Source organism: Streptomyces sp. NBC_00536 (assembly GCF_036346295.1).
In the GTDB taxonomy this organism is placed as follows: Bacteria; Actinomycetota; Actinomycetes; order Streptomycetales; family Streptomycetaceae; genus Streptomyces.
The window spans coordinates 1,675,969-1,691,559 of record NZ_CP107819.1; the positions used below are offsets into that span (position 1 = coordinate 1,675,969).

Genomic DNA, 15,591 nt, shown 5'->3' on the forward strand with positions numbered 1-15,591 from the left:
AGGGTCGCCCTCAGCCCTCCTTCTGCGCCAGACGCAGGAGGTGATCGGCGAGGGCCTGACCGCCGACCGGGTCGCGGCTGATCAGCATCAGGGTGTCGTCGCCCGCGATCGTGCCGAGGATGGCCTGGAGTTCGGCCTGGTCGATCGCCGAGGCGAGGAACTGGGCGGCACCCGGCGGGGTGCGCAGGACCACGAGGTTCGCGGAGGCCTCCGCCGAGATCAGCAGCTCACCGGAGAGGCGCCGCATGCGCTCCTCCTTCGCGGACTCGCCCAGCGGGGCCTGCGGGGTGCGGAATCCGCCCTCGCTCGGTACCGCGTAGATCAGCTCGCCGTTGGTGTTGCGGATCTTCACCGCGCCCAGCTCGTCGAGGTCCCGGGAGAGCGTCGCCTGGGTGACGCTCAGCCCGTCGTCGGCGAGCAGCTTCGCCAGCTGGCTCTGGGAGCGGACCGGCTGCCGGTTGAGGATGTCCACGATCCGGCGGTGGCGGGCGGTTCGGGTCTGCGGAACGGATTGCCCGCTCTGCTCGTGTTCCTGCGCCTGGCTCATCGTCGTCTCATTCTCCGGATCCGTCCCCGTGGGCCGCGTCGAGGATGCCCGGCAGGGCCCGGACGAACGCGTCCGCCTCGGCCTCGGTGAGTACGAACGGCGGCATCAGCCGTACGACGTCGGGGGCGGGCGCGTTGACCAGGAAACCGGCATCCTGAGCCGCCTGCTGCACCTTCGCTGCGAGGGGCTCGGTCAGCACGATACCCAGCAGAAGGCCCGCACCGCGGACACGGGCGACCAGCGGGTGCCCGCTGTTCTCGATTCCGGAGCGCAGCCGCTCGCCCCTTTCCTTGACCCGGTCGAGCAGTCCGTCGGCCGCGATGGTGTCGAGGACGGCGAGCCCGGCGGCGCAGGCGACCGGGTTCCCGCCGAAGGTGGTGCCGTGCTGGCCGGGCCGGAGCAGGTCGGCGGCCGGGCCGAAGGCGGCGAGGGCGCCGATCGGCAGACCGCCGCCCAGACCCTTCGCGAGCGTGACGAGGTCGGGTTCGACGCCTTCGTGCGCCTGGTGTTCGAACCACTGGCCGCAGCGGCCGATGCCGGTCTGCACCTCGTCGAGGGCGAGCAGCGTGCCGGTGGCGCGGGTGATCTCGCGGGCGGCGGTCAGATATCCGGCCGGGGGGACGACCACGCCGTTCTCGCCCTGGATCGGCTCGATCAGGACGAGGGCGGTGTCCTCGGTGACGGCGGCCCGCAGGGCCTCCACATCGCCGTACGGCACGTGGGTGACGTCGCCGGGCAGCGGCAGGAAGGGGGTCTGCTTGGCGGGCTGGCCGGTCAGGGCGAGGGCGCCCATGGTGCGGCCGTGGAAGCCGCCGGTGGTGGCGACCATGTGCGTGCGCCCGGTCAGCCGGCCGACCTTGAAGGCCGCCTCGACCGCTTCGGCGCCGGAGTTGCAGAAGAAAATCCGGCCGCTGCGGCCGAAGAGCTGGAGCAGCCGTTCACCGAGCGCGAGGACGGGCTCGGAGGCGTAGAGGTTGGAGACGTGGCCCAGCGTGGCGATCTGCGCGGAGACGGCCCCGACGATCGCCGGGTGGGCGTGGCCCAGCGCGTTGACCGCGATGCCGCCGACGAAGTCGGTGTACTGCTTGCCGTCGGCGTCCCAGACCTGGGCGCCCGCGCCACGGACGAGCGCGAGGGCGGGGGTGCCGTAGTTGTCGGTGAGCGCCGCCTTCCAGCGGGCCCCGTACGTCTCGTTGGACTGCTCCGACTGCTCGGACTGCTTCGAGCTGTTGCCGCTCACGCGGATTCCCCTCCCTCTGCGTCGGGCACGACCATCGTGCCGATGCCCTCGTCCGTGAAGATCTCCAGCAGGATCGAGTGCTGGACCCGCCCGTCGATCACCCGGGCGTTGCTCACGCCCCCGCGGACCGCGTGCAGGCAGCCCTGCATCTTGGGGACCATCCCGCTCGACAGCTCGGGCAGCAGTTTCTCCAGCTCGCTGACGGTGAGCCGGCTGATGACCTCGTCGCTGTTGGGCCAGTCCGCGTAGAGCCCCTCGACGTCGGTGAGGACCATCAGGGTCTCCGCGCCCAGGGCGGCGGCGAGCGCGGCGGCCGCGGTGTCGGCGTTCACGTTGTAGACGTGGTCGTCGTCGGCGCTGCGCGCGATGGAGGAGATGACCGGGATCCGGCCGTCCGCCAGCAGCGCCTCGATCGCGCCGGTGTCGATGGCGGTGATCTCGCCGACCCGGCCGATGTCGACGAGTTCCCCGTCGATCTCGGGCCGGTGCCGGACGGCGGTGATGGTGTGGGCGTCCTCGCCGGTCATGCCGACGGCGAGCGGCCCGTGCTGGTTGAGCAGTCCGACCAGCTGGCGCTGGACCTGCCCGGCGAGCACCATCCGTACGACGTCCATCGCTTCCGGGGTGGTGACGCGCAGGCCCGCCTTGAACTCGCTGACCAGGCCGTGCCGGTCGAGCTGGGCGTTGATCTGCGGGCCGCCGCCGTGCACGACGACCGGCTTGAGGCCGGCCTGGCGCAGGAAGACGACGTCCTGCGCGAAGGCGGCCTTCAGGTCCTCGTCGATCATGGCGTTGCCGCCGAACTTGATGACGACGACCTTGCCGTTGTGGCGGGTCAGCCAGGGCAGCGCCTCGATGAGGATCTCTGCCTTGGGGAGCGCGGTGTGCTTGCGGGCACTGCCGGGGGCGCCGCTCATGACGAGTACGCGCTGTTCTCGTGGACGTAGTCGGCGGTCAGGTCGTTGGCCCAGATGACCGCGGACTCGGTGCCGGTGGCCAGGTCGGCGGTGATGCGGACCTCGCGGTCCTTCATCGAGACCAGGTCGCGGTCCTCGCCGACGGAGCCGTTCTTGCAGACCCAGATCCCGTTGATGGCGACGTTCAGCCGGTCCGGGTCGAAGGCGGCCTTGGTGGTGCCGATCGCGGAGAGCACCCGGCCCCAGTTCGGGTCCTCGCCGTGGATGGCGCACTTGAGGAGGTTGTTCCGGGCGATGGACCGGCCCACCTCGACGGCGTCGTCCTCGCTGGCCGCGTTCACGACCTCGATCCGGATGTCCTTGCTGGCGCCCTCGGCGTCGCCGATCAGCTGGCGGGCCAGGTCGTCGCAGACGGTCCGGACGGCCTCGGCGAACTCCTCGTACGCCGGGTCCACCCCGGAGGCGCCGGAGGCGAGCAGCAGCACGGTGTCGTTGGTGGACATGCAGCCGTCGGAGTCGACCCGGTCGAAGGTGGTGCGGGTCGCGTCCCGCAGCGCCTTGTCGAGGGTGGCGCTGTCCAGGTCCGCGTCGGTGGTGAGGACGACGAGCATGGTGGCCAGGCCCGGGGCGAGCATGCCCGCGCCCTTGGCCATGCCGCCGACGGTCCAGCCCGCGGCGTGGCTGACGGTGGCGGTCTTGTGGACGGTGTCGGTGGTCTTGATGGCGATGGCCGCGGCCTCGCCGCCGTCCTCGCTGAGCGCCCCGGCGGCGCTCTCGATGCCGGGCAGCAGCTTGTCCATGGGCAGGAGTACGCCGATCAGCCCGGTGGAGGCCACCGCGATCTCCCCGGCGTTGTGCGCGCCGCCGAGGACGGCGGCGGCCTTCTCGGCGGTGGCGTGGGTGTCCTGGAAGCCGCGGGGGCCGGTGCAGGCGTTGGCGCCACCGGAGTTGAGGACCACGGCGCTGACCGTGCCGCCGCGCAGGACCTGCTCGGACCAGAGGACCGGGGCGGCCTTGACGCGGTTGGAGGTGAAGACGCCCGCTGCGGCCAGACGCGGTCCGTTGTTGACCACGAGGGCGAGGTCCGGATTGCCGTTTGCCTTGATCCCGGCGGCGATGCCCGCCCCGCTGAATCCCTGTGCTGCCGTGACACTCACTGCATCTCCTTGTTCGCTTCTCCGCCCGCGCAGCGCGCCGGTGCGGGCATCATCGTCGTCCTCAGCCGGGTGGCTGCGCGTGCGACGCTCACGGAGCGACTCCGATCGATGAAAGACCCAGGCTCTCGTGGAGCCCGAGGGCGATGTTCATGCTCTGCACCGCGCCACCGGCGGTGCCCTTGGTCAGGTTGTCGATGGCGCTGATCGCGATGATCCGCTGGGCGGAGGCGTCGTACGCGACCTGGATCTGAACGGCGTTGGAACCGTGGACGGACGAGGTCGCGGGCCACTGCCCCTCGGGGAGCAGGTGGACGAACGGCTCGTCCGCGTAGGCCTTCTCGTAGGCCGCGCGCACCGATGCCGCGGTGGTTCCGGGCACGGCCTTGGCGGAACAGGTGGCCAGGATGCCGCGGGACATCGGGGCGAGGGTCGGGGTGAAGGACACCGAGACCCGGGTCCCGGCGACGGCCGAGAGGTTCTGGACCATCTCGGGGGTGTGCCGGTGGCCGCCGCCGACGCCGTACGGGCTCATGGAGCCCATCACCTCGGAGCCGAGCAGGTGGGGCTTGAGCGCCTTGCCCGCGCCGGAGGTGCCGGTGGCGGCGACGATCACCGCCTCGGGCTCGGCGAGCCCCTCCCCGTAGGCGGGGAAGAGGGCCAGGGAAACGGCGGTCGGGTAGCAGCCGGGAACGGCGATGCGCTTGGCCCCCGCGAGCGCGGCGCGGCCGCCGGGCAGCTCGGGGAGGCCGTAGGGCCAGGTCCCGGCGTGCGGGGCGCCGTAGAAGGCGTCCCAGTCGGCGGCGGACTCCAGCCGGTGGTCGGCGCCCATGTCGACGACGAGGACGTCCTCGCCGAGCTGGGCGGCGACGGCGGCCGACTGGCCGTGCGGCAGGGCGAGGAAGACCACGTCGTGCGGGGCGTCCTGCCCGGCGAGCACCTCGGGGGTGGTCGCTTCGAGGGTGCGTCCGGCCAGCGGCACGAGGTGCGGCTGGAGGGAACCCAGGAGCTGTCCGGCGTTGGCGTTGCCGGTCAGCGCGCCGATCTCGACCTCGGGGTGGGCCAGCAGCAGGCGCAGCAGTTCTCCGCCCGCATACCCACTCGCTCCGGCCACCGCAACACGAACCACCATCGGACCCTCCTCGTCGATGGCATGACTATACGTTTCGATGCACGTTTATGCAAAGCTCTGTTCTGCTCCACGGGGCGGGCCCGGCCCCCGTGCGATGCTGGTGTCCGTGACGATCGAGGATCTCGTGCGGCTGCGTCGCGCCCGGGACGCGATGGACCGCGACTACGCGCAGCCGCTGGACGTTCCCGCACTGGCGGACATCGCCCTGATGTCCCCGGGGCACTTCTCGCGCAGCTTCCGCGCGGCCTTCGGCGAGACGCCGTACAGCTATCTCATGACCCGCCGAGTCGAGCGCGCGAAGGCGCTGCTGCGCCGGGGCGACCTGAGCGTGACCGAGGTCTGCTTCGCGGTCGGATGCACCTCGCTGGGCTCGTTCAGCTCCCGCTTCACCGAGCTGGTCGGCGAGAGCCCCAGCGCCTACCGGGCCCGCCGGCACGAGGACGGCGCCGCGATCCCGGCGTGCGTGGCCAAGATCCTCACGCGCCCGGCCAGGAGCGGCCCGCCGGCGCGGTGACGGTGCCGGGGCCAGGACCGGGACCGGAGGCGGAATCGCGCCCCGCGTCGTAGCGTCGCAGTCATGACCATCAAGCTTTCGACGTGTTTCATCGCGGTCGACGATCACGACAAGGCCCTCGCCTTCTACCGCGACACCCTCGGCCTGGAAGTGCGCAACGACGTCGGCTTCGAGGGAATGCGCTGGGTCACCGTCGGCTCGCCCGAGCAGCTCGACGTGGAGGTCGTCCTCGAACCGCCGCTCGCCAACCCCAACGCCTCGCCCGCCGACAAACAGGCGATGGCGGAGCTGCTCGCCAAGGGCATGCTCCGCGGGGTGATCTTCACGACCGACGATGTCGACGCCACCTTCGAACGCATCCGCGCGGCGGGCGCCGAGGTGCTGCAGGAACCGGCCGACCAGCCGTACGGCGTCCGCGACTGCGCCTTCCGCGACCCGTCGGGCAACATGCTCCGCTTCAACCAGTCGCGCGCACACTGACCCGCGCCGCACGCGTACGGGCCCCCACGCACCGGTGCCCCTGACCCGACGGCATCGGCCGCGGGCCAGGGGCACCGGTGGTGAGCGGTGAGCGGGGCGGTCAGGAGCGCTGGTCCCCGGACTTCGCCGCACGCTCCGCGTTGCGCTCCTTGATGCGGACCGTCTCCTTGCGGACCTCGGCCTGCGTGCTGCGCTCCTTCTCCAGCCACTCGGGCAGCTCGGCCTTGATGGCTTCGATCTGCTCGGTGGTCAGGGCGTCCGTGACGCCCCCGCGCGCGAGACCGGCGATGGAGATGCCGAGCTTGTTCGCGACGACGGGGCGCGGGTGCGGACCGTTGAGGCGCAGGTCCTGGAGCCACTGGGGCGGATCGGCCTGGAGCGCAACCAGCTCGGCCCGGGAGACGACACCCTCCTGGAACTCGGCGGGTGTGGCCTCGAGGTACACACCCAGTTTCTTCGCCGCGGTCGCGGGCTTCATGGTCTGGGTGTTCTGGTGCGACGTCATGGGGTCAAGAGTATCGAGCGTGTGCGCTACCTCCGACCACGACCGGTAACCTGGCCGGGTGACAGGCTCGGAAACACCCCCTTCGTTCCGGCTCGCGTACGTCCCGGGAGTGACGCCCACCAAGTGGGTGCGGATCTGGAACGAGCGGCTGCCCGACGTCCCGCTGACCCTGGTCCAGGTGACCCCCGGCGAGGCGCCCGCCCTGCTCCGCGACGGCGGCGCCGACGCGGGCTTCGTACGGCTCCCGATCGACCGCACGGACCTCAGCGCGATCCCCCTCTACACCGAGACCACCGTGGTCGTGATCCCCAAGGACCACCTGATCACGACGGCCGAAGAGGTGGCCACGGCCGATCTGGCCGACGAGATCGTGCTGCACCCCCTCGACGACACCCTCGACTGGGAGCAGCTGCCGGGCAAGCCCGCGCTGGCGCGCCCCGAGACGACGGCGGACGCGATCGAGCTGGTGGCGGCGGGGATCGGCGTGCTCGCCGTGCCGCAGTCGCTGGCCCGCCTGCACCACCGCAAGGACCTCACCTACCGCCCGCTGACGGGTGCGCCCGAGTCGCGGGTCGCGCTGTCGTGGCCGGAGGCCGACGAGACTCCCGAGCTGGTGGAGGAGTTCATCGGGATCGTGCGCGGTCGTACGGTCAACAGTTCGCGGGGGCGTACGCCGACCCCGCCGCAGCCGAAGAAGGACAAGCGCCCCGACGCGGCGGCGCGCCGCGGGCAGGCCGGGGGCAAGCCGGGATCCGGCAAGAACCCGCGCGGCGCCTCCGGTGGCGGCGCGAAGGGCGGCGCGGCGAAGAGCGGCGGAGCCAGGAGCGGCGGCGCCAAGGGCGGCGCGGGCAAGGGCGGCGCCAAGCGCGGCAAGCCGCGCGGGCGGTAGCCGCACCCGGCCGCCGGCCCGGTGCCGCCGCTGACGGTCAGACCCCGGTCGCCCGCACCGCCGCGTGCAGCTCGGCGGCGACGTCCGACAGCTCCGCCGCGTCCCGCACGCTGCCCTGGAGGTCGACGAGCACGTCGTCGAGGGGGACGGCCGCCGCGTGCGCGGCGATGTCCTCGGCGATCTGGGCCACGCTGCCCTGGAAGGGCCGCCGGTCCGCCCCCTCGAACGGCTCGGGGGTGTAGGCCGTGTTGACCCGTACGCACACGGCGATCCCCCGCGTACGTCCGCGCTCGGCGGCCAGGTCCCGCAGCCGCTCCCAGGCTTCGGCCAGCGCGCCCGGGCCGTGGGCCACCGGCATCCAGCCGTCCGCCCGGTCCACCAGACGGCGGGCGGCGCGCGGGCTGGTGGCGGGGAGGTAGACGGGGACCGGCCGGGCGGGCTTGGGGCCGATCCCGGCGGGCGCGATGTGCGTCAGCCCGCCCTTGTACGCGACCGGGTCGGGGCCCCAGACCGCCGCGCACACGTCGAGCAGCTCGTCCAGGACCGCGCCGCGCTCCTCGAAGGGCGCCACGGCCGCGGCGTTGAACTCGTCGCGCGACCAGCCGGTGCCCAGCCCCGCCAGCACCCGGCCCCCGCTCGCCGCGTCCAGGGAGGCGAGGGCCCGGGCCAGCTGGACGGGTATGTGCAGCGGGGCGATCAGCACGCTGGTCCCCAACCGGGCCCGTTCGGTGACGGCGGCCGCGAGGGTCAGCGTGATGAGCGGGTCGGCGACCCCGTGGTACTTGTCCATCCAGGGCAGGCCGGGGATCCCGTACATCCCCTCCAGGGGGTTCTCGGGGAAGAGGATCCGCTCGAAGACCCACAGGCTCTCGTACCCGGCCGCCTCGGCCGCGCGCGCCACCGCCGGGACGTCGCGGCCGATCTCGTAGTGCTTCATCTGGGGCAGGCTGAGCCCGAGCCGGATCGTCACGCTTCTTCTCCTTCGCCAAAGGGACACGGGGCGCCTGCCGGTGAGGCGCCGTCAGACGTCAAACGGACGTCCGCGGCGAAAGGTGCCTAGGTGACGTCAGGCGTCCGTAGCGGCCGCGCCGCGCAGTCTGCCGACGGCCGCGGCCAGTTCCCCGGCGCTCGCGACCCCGGCGAAGCTCATGCGGACGTACGGACCCGGCGGTTCCGCGCAGAAGTACGGGCGGCCCGGGGTGACGGCCACACCGGCCCGCAGCGCGCCCGCCACGAAAGCGGTCTCGTCCGCCCCGTCGGGCAGCCGCACCCACAGCTGGTAGCCGCCGCTGGGCAGGTGGGGCAGCGTCAGACCGGGCAGTTCCCGGCGCAGGGCGCCGGCGAGCACGTCCCGCCGGTGGCGCAGTTCGGCGGCGACGGCGCGCAGGTGGCGCGGCCAGGCGGGGGCGCCGACCAGTTCCAGCGCGGCCTCCTGGAAGGGCCGCGGCACGAAGAAGCTGTCCACGACCTGGATGGCGCGCAGCCGGTCCAGGACCGGCCCGCGGGCGGCGAGCGCGCCCACGCGCAGGCTGGGCGAGGTCGCCTTGGTCAGCGAGCGCACGTGCACCACCACCCCGTCGGGGTCCTCGGCGGCCAGGGTCGCGGGCAGTGGCCCGGCGTCCTCGTGGGCCAGCGCCCGCGCGTAGTCGTCCTCGACGACGAAGGCCCCGGCGGCCCGCGCGATCCGCCGCACCTCGGCCCGCCGCGCGTCGGCCAGCACCGACCCGCTCGGGTTCTGGAACAGCGGCTGGCATACGAAGACCCGCGCGCCGGTGGCTTCGAAGGCCGCGGCGAGGAGGTCCGTACGCACTCCCTCCGCGTCGCAGGGCACCGGCACGGGCCGGCATCCGGCGGCGCGGGCGATCGCCAGCATGCCGGGGTAGGTCGGGGACTCGACGAGGATCGGCGCCCCGGGCGGGGCCAGCGCCCGCAGGGCGGTGGTGAGCGCGCTCTGGCCGCCCGCGGTGACCAGCACGTCGGCGGCGGTGAGCGGGCCGCCGATCTCCCGGGCGAACCAGTCGCGCAGTTCGGTCAGCCCCTCCACGGGCGGCCGGGACCAGGCGCCGGGCCGCCGTCCGGCCCGGGCCAGGGCGGCGGCCAGGGCCCGTTCGGGCTGGAGGGAGGAGTGCAGGTAGCCGCCGTTGAGCTCGGTCACCCCGGGCGGCGGGGTCGCGAGGGAGACCAGCACTCCGGAGGCGTCCACGGAGCGCGGCACGATCTCGCCGCCGTCCTCGGCGCTGAGGGCGACCTCCTGCCAGGAGGTGTCCGCGGCGGCCGGGGCGCTCTCGCGCGGCGCGCAGCGGAACACCCCGGCGCCGGGCCGGGTCACGACGAGGCCTTCGGCGGCGAGCTGGGCGAGGGCCCGGGACACCGTCACCGGGCTCACCCGGAACCTCTCGACCAGGGAGCGGCTCGACGGGAGCTTTCCACCCACTGAGTAGCGGTTCAGTTCGGACCTGAGGGATTCCACCAGTTCAGCCACACTGCTACGCTCATACATGAGAGCACAGAATAGCGCTACCGGGTCCATCGCGATAGCGGTTCAGCAGCAGAGCGAACAGCTGACCGGGCACCAGAGCGGACAGCGGGCAGCGACCGGCCGGGCGAGCGGCACGCTCCTCGCCGCCCTCGGCGTCGTCGCCTTCTCCCTCACCTTCCCCGCCACCGTGTGGGGCATGGAGAGCTTCGGCCCCTGGACCTTCGTGTCCCTGCGCAGCGTTCTCGCCGCCGCGATCGCGGGCGTCTTCCTGCTCGCCCTGCGGGTTCCGCTGCCGGGCCGCGCGCACTGGGCGGGCCTCGCGGTGGTCGCCGCCGGGGTGGTCGTCGGCTTCCCGATGCTGACCACGCTGGCCCTGCGCACCTCCACCACCTCGCACTCCGCCGTGGTGGTCGGCCTGTTGCCGCTGACCACCGCCGTGCTCGCCGCGCTGCGCACCGGCGTGCGTCCCTCGCGCGCGTTCTGGGCCGCCGCCGTCGCGGGGGCCGTGGTGGTCCTCGGCTTCACCCTCGCGCAGAGCGGCGGCTCCTTCTCGGCGGGCGACGCCTACCTCTTCGCCTCCCTGCTGGTGTGCGCGGCCGGTTACACCGAGGGGGCCCGGCTGGCCCGGGTGATGCCGGGCTGGCAGGTCATCGGCTGGGCGCTGGTGCTGTGCCTGCCGCTGACCCTGGCCGGGTCGGTGCTGGGGCTGACCGGAGAGCCCGTACACCTCACCGGTCACGGGATCATCGGTCTGCTGTGGGCCGCGGCGGGCTCCAGCTTCCTCGGGCTGTACGTCTGGTACCGCGGGATGGCCGAGATCGGGCCCGCCCGGGCCAGCCAGCTCCAGCTCGCCCAGCCGCTGCTGACGCTGGTGTGGGCGGTGGCCCTGCTGGGTGAGCGCCTCACCCCGGCCGCGCCGGTGGCGGCGGCCGCGGTGCTCGTCTGCATCGCCCTCACTCAACGGGTCAAATAGCCCCGGAACGCCGTAAACTGGCGTCACCGACCGGACCCGGCCCGAGGGAGGTCAGCATGCACGCGACCGAGGGTGACCAGCTGGTACAGCACGGCAGGATCGTCGGCCAGAACGACAAGGTCGGCGAGATCCTCCAGGTCCTGGGGGACAACGGAACCCCGCCCTACCGGGTGCGTTTCCAGGACGGCCACGAAGCGCTGATGGCCCCCGGGCCCGACTGCGTCGTACGGCACCCGGACGCGCCCCAGCACTGACGGCGGATACTGCGCACACCAGGGACACCTCACACACCGGAAGTGGATCAGCGCGGCGGCACCCGCGTCGGATAGTGATCGTCGACGACCCGTGCCATCGCCCCGTTGCGGTCCGCGACCACCTGCTTCGCGGAGAAGTAGACGTGGCCGCGGACCTCCGGGTACCGGGCGGCGACGCTCAGGTGCCGTGACAGTTCGGCCGGATCCCGCCAGGCCTCCGTGGCGCTGTCGGCGTCGCAGCGGTAGAGCGCCTCGCCGATCAGGAGGTCGACTCCGGTGCCCCGGACGGTCCCCGACCACCAGTCCACGAGGGTCTCGTAGTCGCACTGCGGGTGGCCGATCTGCCAGTAGAGCTGCGGTGCGATGTAGTGGATCCAGCCCTCCCGGACCCAGCGGCGGGTGTCGGCGTACAGGTCGTCGTACGTCGCCACGCCCGCCTGCGTCGCCGAGCCGAGCGGGTCCTTCGCCTCGTTGCGCCAGACCGCGAAGGGGCTGACCCCGAACCGGACCCCCGGCCGCGCCGCCTCGATGCCCGCGGCCATCTCCCGTACCAGGGTGTCGATGTTGTACCGCCGCCAGTCGGCGCGCGAGCCGAAGCCGGAGCCGTGCTCCTCGAAGGCCCGGTCGTCGTCGAAGTACTGGCCGTCCACGGGGTAGGGGTAGAAGTAGTCGTCCCAGTGCACCGCGTCCAGCGGATAGCGCCGCACCGCGTCGAGCATCGCGCGCTGCACGAAGTCGCGGACCTCCGGCAGCCCCGGGTTGTAGTAGAGCTTCCCGCCGTACGGGACCACCCACTCCGGATGGAGCCGCGCCGGGTGCTCGGGGACCAGCAGGGACGGGTTCGCGTGGTTGGCCACCCGGTACGGGTTGAACCAGGCGTGCAGCTCCAGCCCCCGCTCGTGCGCCCGGGCCACGGCCGTGCCCAGCGGGTCCCAGCCCGGGTCCACGCCCTGACGCCCGGTCAGCCACTGCGACCAGGGCTCCAGCGCCGAGGGCCACATCGCGTCGGCGGTCGGCCGGACCTGGAGGACCACCGCGTTCAGCCGCCGCCGGACCGCGGTGTCGAGCAGCTCGACCAGCTCCGCCTCCTGGTCCCCGGCGCTCAGCCCGGCCGCCGAGGGCCAGTCCACGTTCTCCACGGAGGCCACCCACATCCCCCGGAAGGCGGGCACCGGCGCACTCCCCCGCGCGCCCTGGCCGTGAAAGGCCCGCGCCGGAGCCGCCGCCGAAACCGCGGCCAGTACCCCGGCCGCCCCCGCCAGCAGTCCCCGTCGGCCGATGTGCGCCATGTGTCCGCTCCGTTCCGCACAGTGATATTGATCTCGGTGCGCACAGCATGCCCGCCCCGGGCCGTCATCAGGCCCGGGGGCGGGAGTAACGTCGGGGGGCGTGGCGGGCGCCGGACTGCAGTGACCACTGTCAACGACGGGGGACCCGCGATGGATGAGCAGCGAAAGGCACGATGTGACGGACCTCTCTACCCTCCCGACCGACATCGCACGGGTCGGCGTAGTGGGCTGTGGCCAGATGGGCGCGGGCATCGCGGAAGTGTGCGCCCGTAGCGGTCTTGAGGTGAAGGTCGCCGAGACCACCGGCGAGGCCCTGGAGATCGGCCGTACCCGGCTGCACAACTCCCTGATGAAGGCCGCCGAACGCGGCAAGATCACGGAGGAGGAGCGGGACGCCACCCTGGCCCGCCTGACCTTCACCACGGACCTCGGCGAATTCGCCGACCGTGACCTGGTCATCGAGGCCGTCGTCGAGAACGAGCAGGTCAAGACCGAGATCTTCCAGGTGCTCGACCAGGTGGTGACCCGCCCGGACGCGATCCTCGCCTCGAACACCTCCTCCATTCCGCTGGTGAAGCTGGCCGTCGCCACCTCGCGCCCGGACCAGGTCATCGGCATCCACTTCTTCAACCCGGCGCCGGTGCAGCAGCTCGTCGAGCTGATCCCCGCGCTGACCACGGGCGAAGAGACGGTCAAGCGGGCCGAGGCCCTGGTCCGGGACGTGCTCGGCAAGCACGCGATCCGCGCCCAGGACCGCTCGGGCTTCGTGGTCAACGCGCTGCTGATCCCGTACCTGCTGTCCGCGATCCGGATGTTCGAGTCGGGCATCGCGAGCCGCGAGGACATCGACAACGGCATGGAGCTGGGCTGCGCCCACCCGATGGGCCCGCTGAAGCTGGCGGACCTGATCGGCCTGGACACCGTGGCCTCGGTGGCCGACTCGATGTACTACGAGTTCAAGGAGCCGCTGTACGCCGCTCCCCCGCTGCTCCAGCGCATGGTGGACGCGGGCCGCCTGGGCCGCAAGACGGGCTCGGGCTTCTACCCGTACGGCTGATCCACCGCGCCCCGTCGGCCCGGTGTCAGCCCAGCCGCAGGTGGTGCAGCAGCAGGAGCCCGGCCGCCATGTTGGCGGCCGGGACCTCGCCGCGCGCGATCATGTCCGGCACCAGCTTGAGGGGCACCCAGGCGCGGTGCGAGGACTCGAAGTCGTCCTCGGGATGCCCGGTGTACGTCGCCCCGTCCGCCCAGTAGAGGTGGTGGCGGGCGTCGGTCAGCCCGTTGGAGGGCTCGACGGTCATCAGGTGGTGGAGGGGGCCCGGGCGCCAGCCCGACTCCTCCTCCATCTCGCGGGCCGCCGCGGCGGCGATGTCCTCGCCGTCCTCAACCACCCCGGCCGGCAGTTCCCAGCCCCAGCTGTCGGTGATGAAGCGGTGGCGCCACAGCAGCAGCACCTCGTTGGCCTCGTTGACGGCCGTGGCGACGGCGACCGGGCGCAGCCGGATCACGAAGTGGTCCAGGTGCCGGCCGTCGGGGAGTTCGACGTCGGCGAGGTTCACGTCGAACCAGCGGTTCTTGTACACGGTCTGCTCACTCAGGTTCATCCACTGCACGGTTGTGCCACCTTTCGTTCGAGTAGGTGGCAACATGGCAGCAGTTCCGAGCGTCACAGCGGAACGCGCAGCGCCCCGTCGATGAGCTGCGCGGTCTCCTCCGCACCCGAACATCCGCTGGTCAGCAGCTGTTCGCGGACCGTACGCAGCCGGTCGCGCAGCCGCAGTGATTCCATCCCCCTGGCCCGTTCGGCCATTTCGGCCGCGGCCGCCACCGCCCGGTCCGCCTCCCCCTGGCGCAACTGGATCTCGCAGAGCATCGCCAGCCGGTGCACCCGGCCCCGGTCGTGCGCCGGGGTGCCGACGGCGGCCGTCGCCTGCTCGTGCGCGGCGTCGAGTTCACCGAGCCCTAGCAGCGCCTCGGCCACCTGCACATTGACCAGGCCGGGCTGGACGTACCCGGTCTCGTCCGGTTCGGTGCCCGGCCGGATCCGCTCGGCCGCCGTCTCCGCGCGCCGGATGCAGGCCAAGGCGGCCGCGCTGTCGCCGAGTTGGGCGTACGCCTTGGCCTGCATCGCGTAGAGGTCGGCCGACAGCGCCGGGGTGGTGTGCCGTCCCGCGGCCCGCAGCGCGGCCTCCGCGAAGGCCACCGCCTGGCGGAACTCCCGCAGGTGCAGGGACTGGTTGACCAGCAGTGCGATCACATAGGCCCCGAGCCCGCGGTCCCCGCTGGCCTTCGCGAGCCGCAGGGCCTGGTGGAAGTAGCGCTGGGCGAGCCCGTGGGCGTCCGAGTCGTACGCGCAGATCCCGGCCACCGCCACCAGCGACCCGGTGGCCCGGTAGAGCCCCCGGCCCAGCGCGTCGGGGTAACTCCCGCGCAGCAGCGGCGCGGTCTCGCTGCCCAGGAAGCGGACGATCCGGTCCCTGGTGGCCACGCCGCCCGCCCGGCGGTACATCAGCTCGTAGTGCGCGCGGGCGGCCCGCAGGATCTCGATGTGCTCGGGGCCGACCGGAGTGGGCCCCGAGCGCGAGACGTCGGCGTCCTCGGGCGGGTTCTCCCACTCCCAGACCGGGATGACGGCCGGGGTGCCGCACACCGCACCGGCGGTCAGCAGCTGCGGACGGGCCTGCCCGTCGGCCCGCCACAGGGCGGTGGCCCGGTCGACGAACCCGCCCAGCGGGGAGCCCGGCGGTGAGCCGTGCGCGGCGGCCCCGGCGACGGGCGAACCGGGCAGGCCGAGCCCGATGTCGTCCAGCGAGAGCGGCCGGCGCAGCCTGCTGCCGAGCACCTCGCAGAGCAGGTCCGGCACTTGGCCGCGGGGGCGCTGGCCCTTGAGCCAGCGGGCGACGGCGGTGTGTTCGTAGCGCAGGGCCAACCCTCGGCTGCGCCCGGCCTGGTTGACGTGTGCGGCGAATCCTGCGTGGGACATGCCCGCCTCGGCAAGGAGGGCATCGAGCAGTGCGTTGGGCTGCATGGGCCGCTCCAAGGGCTCGTCGGTCTCAGGCTAGTGGGTGCGCGGTTCACACGGGGTGTGAACCGGATGCGCGCATAAATGCGCCGCGCACCCTGCCGCGAAGGGGCCCCGGGGCGGTTCACTGAAGAGCCTCGCCAAGAGGTAGCCCGGGTCGTCGGCTCCCCCTCGAACAGTGCGACGACCCGTACTG

17 protein-coding genes are annotated in these 15,591 nt (G+C 72.9%); 6 read left to right on the forward strand and 11 right to left on the reverse strand.

Annotated elements, in window-relative coordinates; translation table 11 throughout:
* Positions 1 to 10: 10 nt before the first annotated feature.
* From OHS33_RS07125 to argC, 5 genes are all read right to left on the reverse strand, one after another.
* Entirely contained in the window at positions 11 to 547 is a 537-nt protein-coding gene (locus tag OHS33_RS07125) for an arginine repressor (protein ID WP_330329525.1), read from the reverse strand.
* A 7-nt stretch (positions 548 to 554) separates the two neighbouring features.
* Positions 555 to 1,787 (reverse strand): acetylornithine transaminase, encoded by a 1,233-nt coding sequence (locus tag OHS33_RS07130; RefSeq protein WP_330329526.1) that lies wholly within the window; start codon positions 1,785 to 1,787, stop codon positions 555 to 557.
* Complete coding sequence (gene argB, locus OHS33_RS07135; protein WP_330329527.1) at positions 1,784 to 2,704, reverse strand: acetylglutamate kinase; 921 nt, start codon at positions 2,702 to 2,704, stop codon at positions 1,784 to 1,786. The genes OHS33_RS07130 and argB overlap by 4 nt, the downstream gene beginning before the upstream one ends.
* Complete coding sequence (gene argJ / locus OHS33_RS07140) at positions 2,701 to 3,861, reverse strand: bifunctional glutamate N-acetyltransferase/amino-acid acetyltransferase ArgJ (RefSeq protein ID WP_330329528.1); 1,161 nt, start codon at positions 3,859 to 3,861, stop codon at positions 2,701 to 2,703. Before argJ ends, argB begins: the two co-directional genes overlap by 4 nt.
* A gap of 88 nt (positions 3,862 to 3,949) precedes the next feature.
* Entirely contained in the window at positions 3,950 to 4,990 is a 1,041-nt protein-coding gene (argC, locus tag OHS33_RS07145; protein WP_330329529.1) for an N-acetyl-gamma-glutamyl-phosphate reductase, read from the reverse strand.
* Positions 4,991 to 5,096: 106 nt separating this feature from the next.
* On the opposite strand from argC, the gene OHS33_RS07150 reads away from it, so the two are divergent.
* Together OHS33_RS07150 and OHS33_RS07155 are read left to right on the forward strand one after the other, a co-directional pair.
* Positions 5,097 to 5,504 (forward strand): helix-turn-helix transcriptional regulator, encoded by a 408-nt coding sequence (locus OHS33_RS07150; protein WP_330329530.1) that lies wholly within the window; start codon positions 5,097 to 5,099, stop codon positions 5,502 to 5,504.
* 63 nt (positions 5,505 to 5,567) lie between these two features.
* A complete protein-coding gene (locus OHS33_RS07155) occupies positions 5,568 to 5,984 on the forward strand; it encodes a VOC family protein (RefSeq protein ID WP_330329531.1) in 417 nt (138 codons plus the stop codon).
* A 100-nt stretch (positions 5,985 to 6,084) separates the two neighbouring features.
* Here OHS33_RS07155 and OHS33_RS07160 read toward each other — a convergent pair whose 3' ends face one another.
* The gene (locus OHS33_RS07160; RefSeq protein ID WP_330329532.1) at positions 6,085 to 6,489 is read right to left on the reverse strand and encodes a DUF5997 family protein; all 405 of its coding nucleotides are present in this window, start codon (positions 6,487 to 6,489) and stop codon (positions 6,085 to 6,087) included.
* Between the two features lie 58 nt (positions 6,490 to 6,547).
* On the opposite strand from OHS33_RS07160, the gene OHS33_RS07165 reads away from it, so the two are divergent.
* Positions 6,548 to 7,378 (forward strand): LysR family substrate-binding domain-containing protein, encoded by an 831-nt coding sequence (locus OHS33_RS07165; protein ID WP_330329533.1) that lies wholly within the window; start codon positions 6,548 to 6,550, stop codon positions 7,376 to 7,378.
* Positions 7,379 to 7,415: 37 nt separating this feature from the next.
* On the opposite strand, the gene OHS33_RS07170 is transcribed toward OHS33_RS07165, so the two are convergent.
* Together OHS33_RS07170 and OHS33_RS07175 are read right to left on the reverse strand one after the other, a co-directional pair.
* The gene (locus OHS33_RS07170; protein ID WP_330329534.1) at positions 7,416 to 8,348 is read right to left on the reverse strand and encodes a TIGR03619 family F420-dependent LLM class oxidoreductase; all 933 of its coding nucleotides are present in this window, start codon (positions 8,346 to 8,348) and stop codon (positions 7,416 to 7,418) included.
* Between the two features lie 96 nt (positions 8,349 to 8,444).
* On the reverse strand, positions 8,445 to 9,878 hold the full coding sequence (locus OHS33_RS07175) for an aminotransferase-like domain-containing protein (protein WP_330329535.1): 1,434 nt from the start codon (positions 9,876 to 9,878) through the stop codon (positions 8,445 to 8,447).
* On the opposite strand from OHS33_RS07175, the gene OHS33_RS07180 reads away from it, so the two are divergent.
* Together OHS33_RS07180 and OHS33_RS07185 are read left to right on the forward strand one after the other, a co-directional pair.
* Positions 9,877 to 10,830, forward strand: coding sequence for a DMT family transporter (locus OHS33_RS07180; protein ID WP_330329536.1), 954 nt, complete (start codon positions 9,877 to 9,879; stop codon positions 10,828 to 10,830). The genes OHS33_RS07175 and OHS33_RS07180 overlap by 2 nt on opposite strands.
* Positions 10,831 to 10,886: 56 nt before the next feature.
* Complete coding sequence (locus OHS33_RS07185; RefSeq protein ID WP_330329537.1) at positions 10,887 to 11,084, forward strand: DUF1918 domain-containing protein; 198 nt, start codon at positions 10,887 to 10,889, stop codon at positions 11,082 to 11,084.
* A 47-nt stretch (positions 11,085 to 11,131) separates the two neighbouring features.
* Here the strand turns inward: OHS33_RS07185 and OHS33_RS07190 are convergent, their stop codons facing one another.
* Positions 11,132 to 12,373 (reverse strand): glycoside hydrolase family 10 protein, encoded by a 1,242-nt coding sequence (locus tag OHS33_RS07190; RefSeq protein ID WP_330329538.1) that lies wholly within the window; start codon positions 12,371 to 12,373, stop codon positions 11,132 to 11,134.
* A gap of 154 nt (positions 12,374 to 12,527) precedes the next feature.
* Here OHS33_RS07190 and OHS33_RS07195 point away from each other — a divergent pair, with 154 nt between their 5' ends.
* On the forward strand, positions 12,528 to 13,430 hold the full coding sequence (locus tag OHS33_RS07195; RefSeq protein ID WP_330329539.1) for a 3-hydroxybutyryl-CoA dehydrogenase: 903 nt from the start codon (positions 12,528 to 12,530) through the stop codon (positions 13,428 to 13,430).
* A gap of 25 nt (positions 13,431 to 13,455) precedes the next feature.
* Here the strand turns inward: OHS33_RS07195 and OHS33_RS07200 are convergent, their stop codons facing one another.
* Together OHS33_RS07200 and OHS33_RS07205 are read right to left on the reverse strand one after the other, a co-directional pair.
* Positions 13,456 to 13,977, reverse strand: coding sequence for an NUDIX hydrolase (locus OHS33_RS07200; RefSeq protein ID WP_443065255.1), 522 nt, complete (start codon positions 13,975 to 13,977; stop codon positions 13,456 to 13,458).
* Between the two features lie 62 nt (positions 13,978 to 14,039).
* The gene (locus tag OHS33_RS07205) at positions 14,040 to 15,401 is read right to left on the reverse strand and encodes a transcriptional regulator (RefSeq protein ID WP_330329541.1); all 1,362 of its coding nucleotides are present in this window, start codon (positions 15,399 to 15,401) and stop codon (positions 14,040 to 14,042) included.
* Positions 15,402 to 15,591 lie beyond the last annotated feature (190 nt).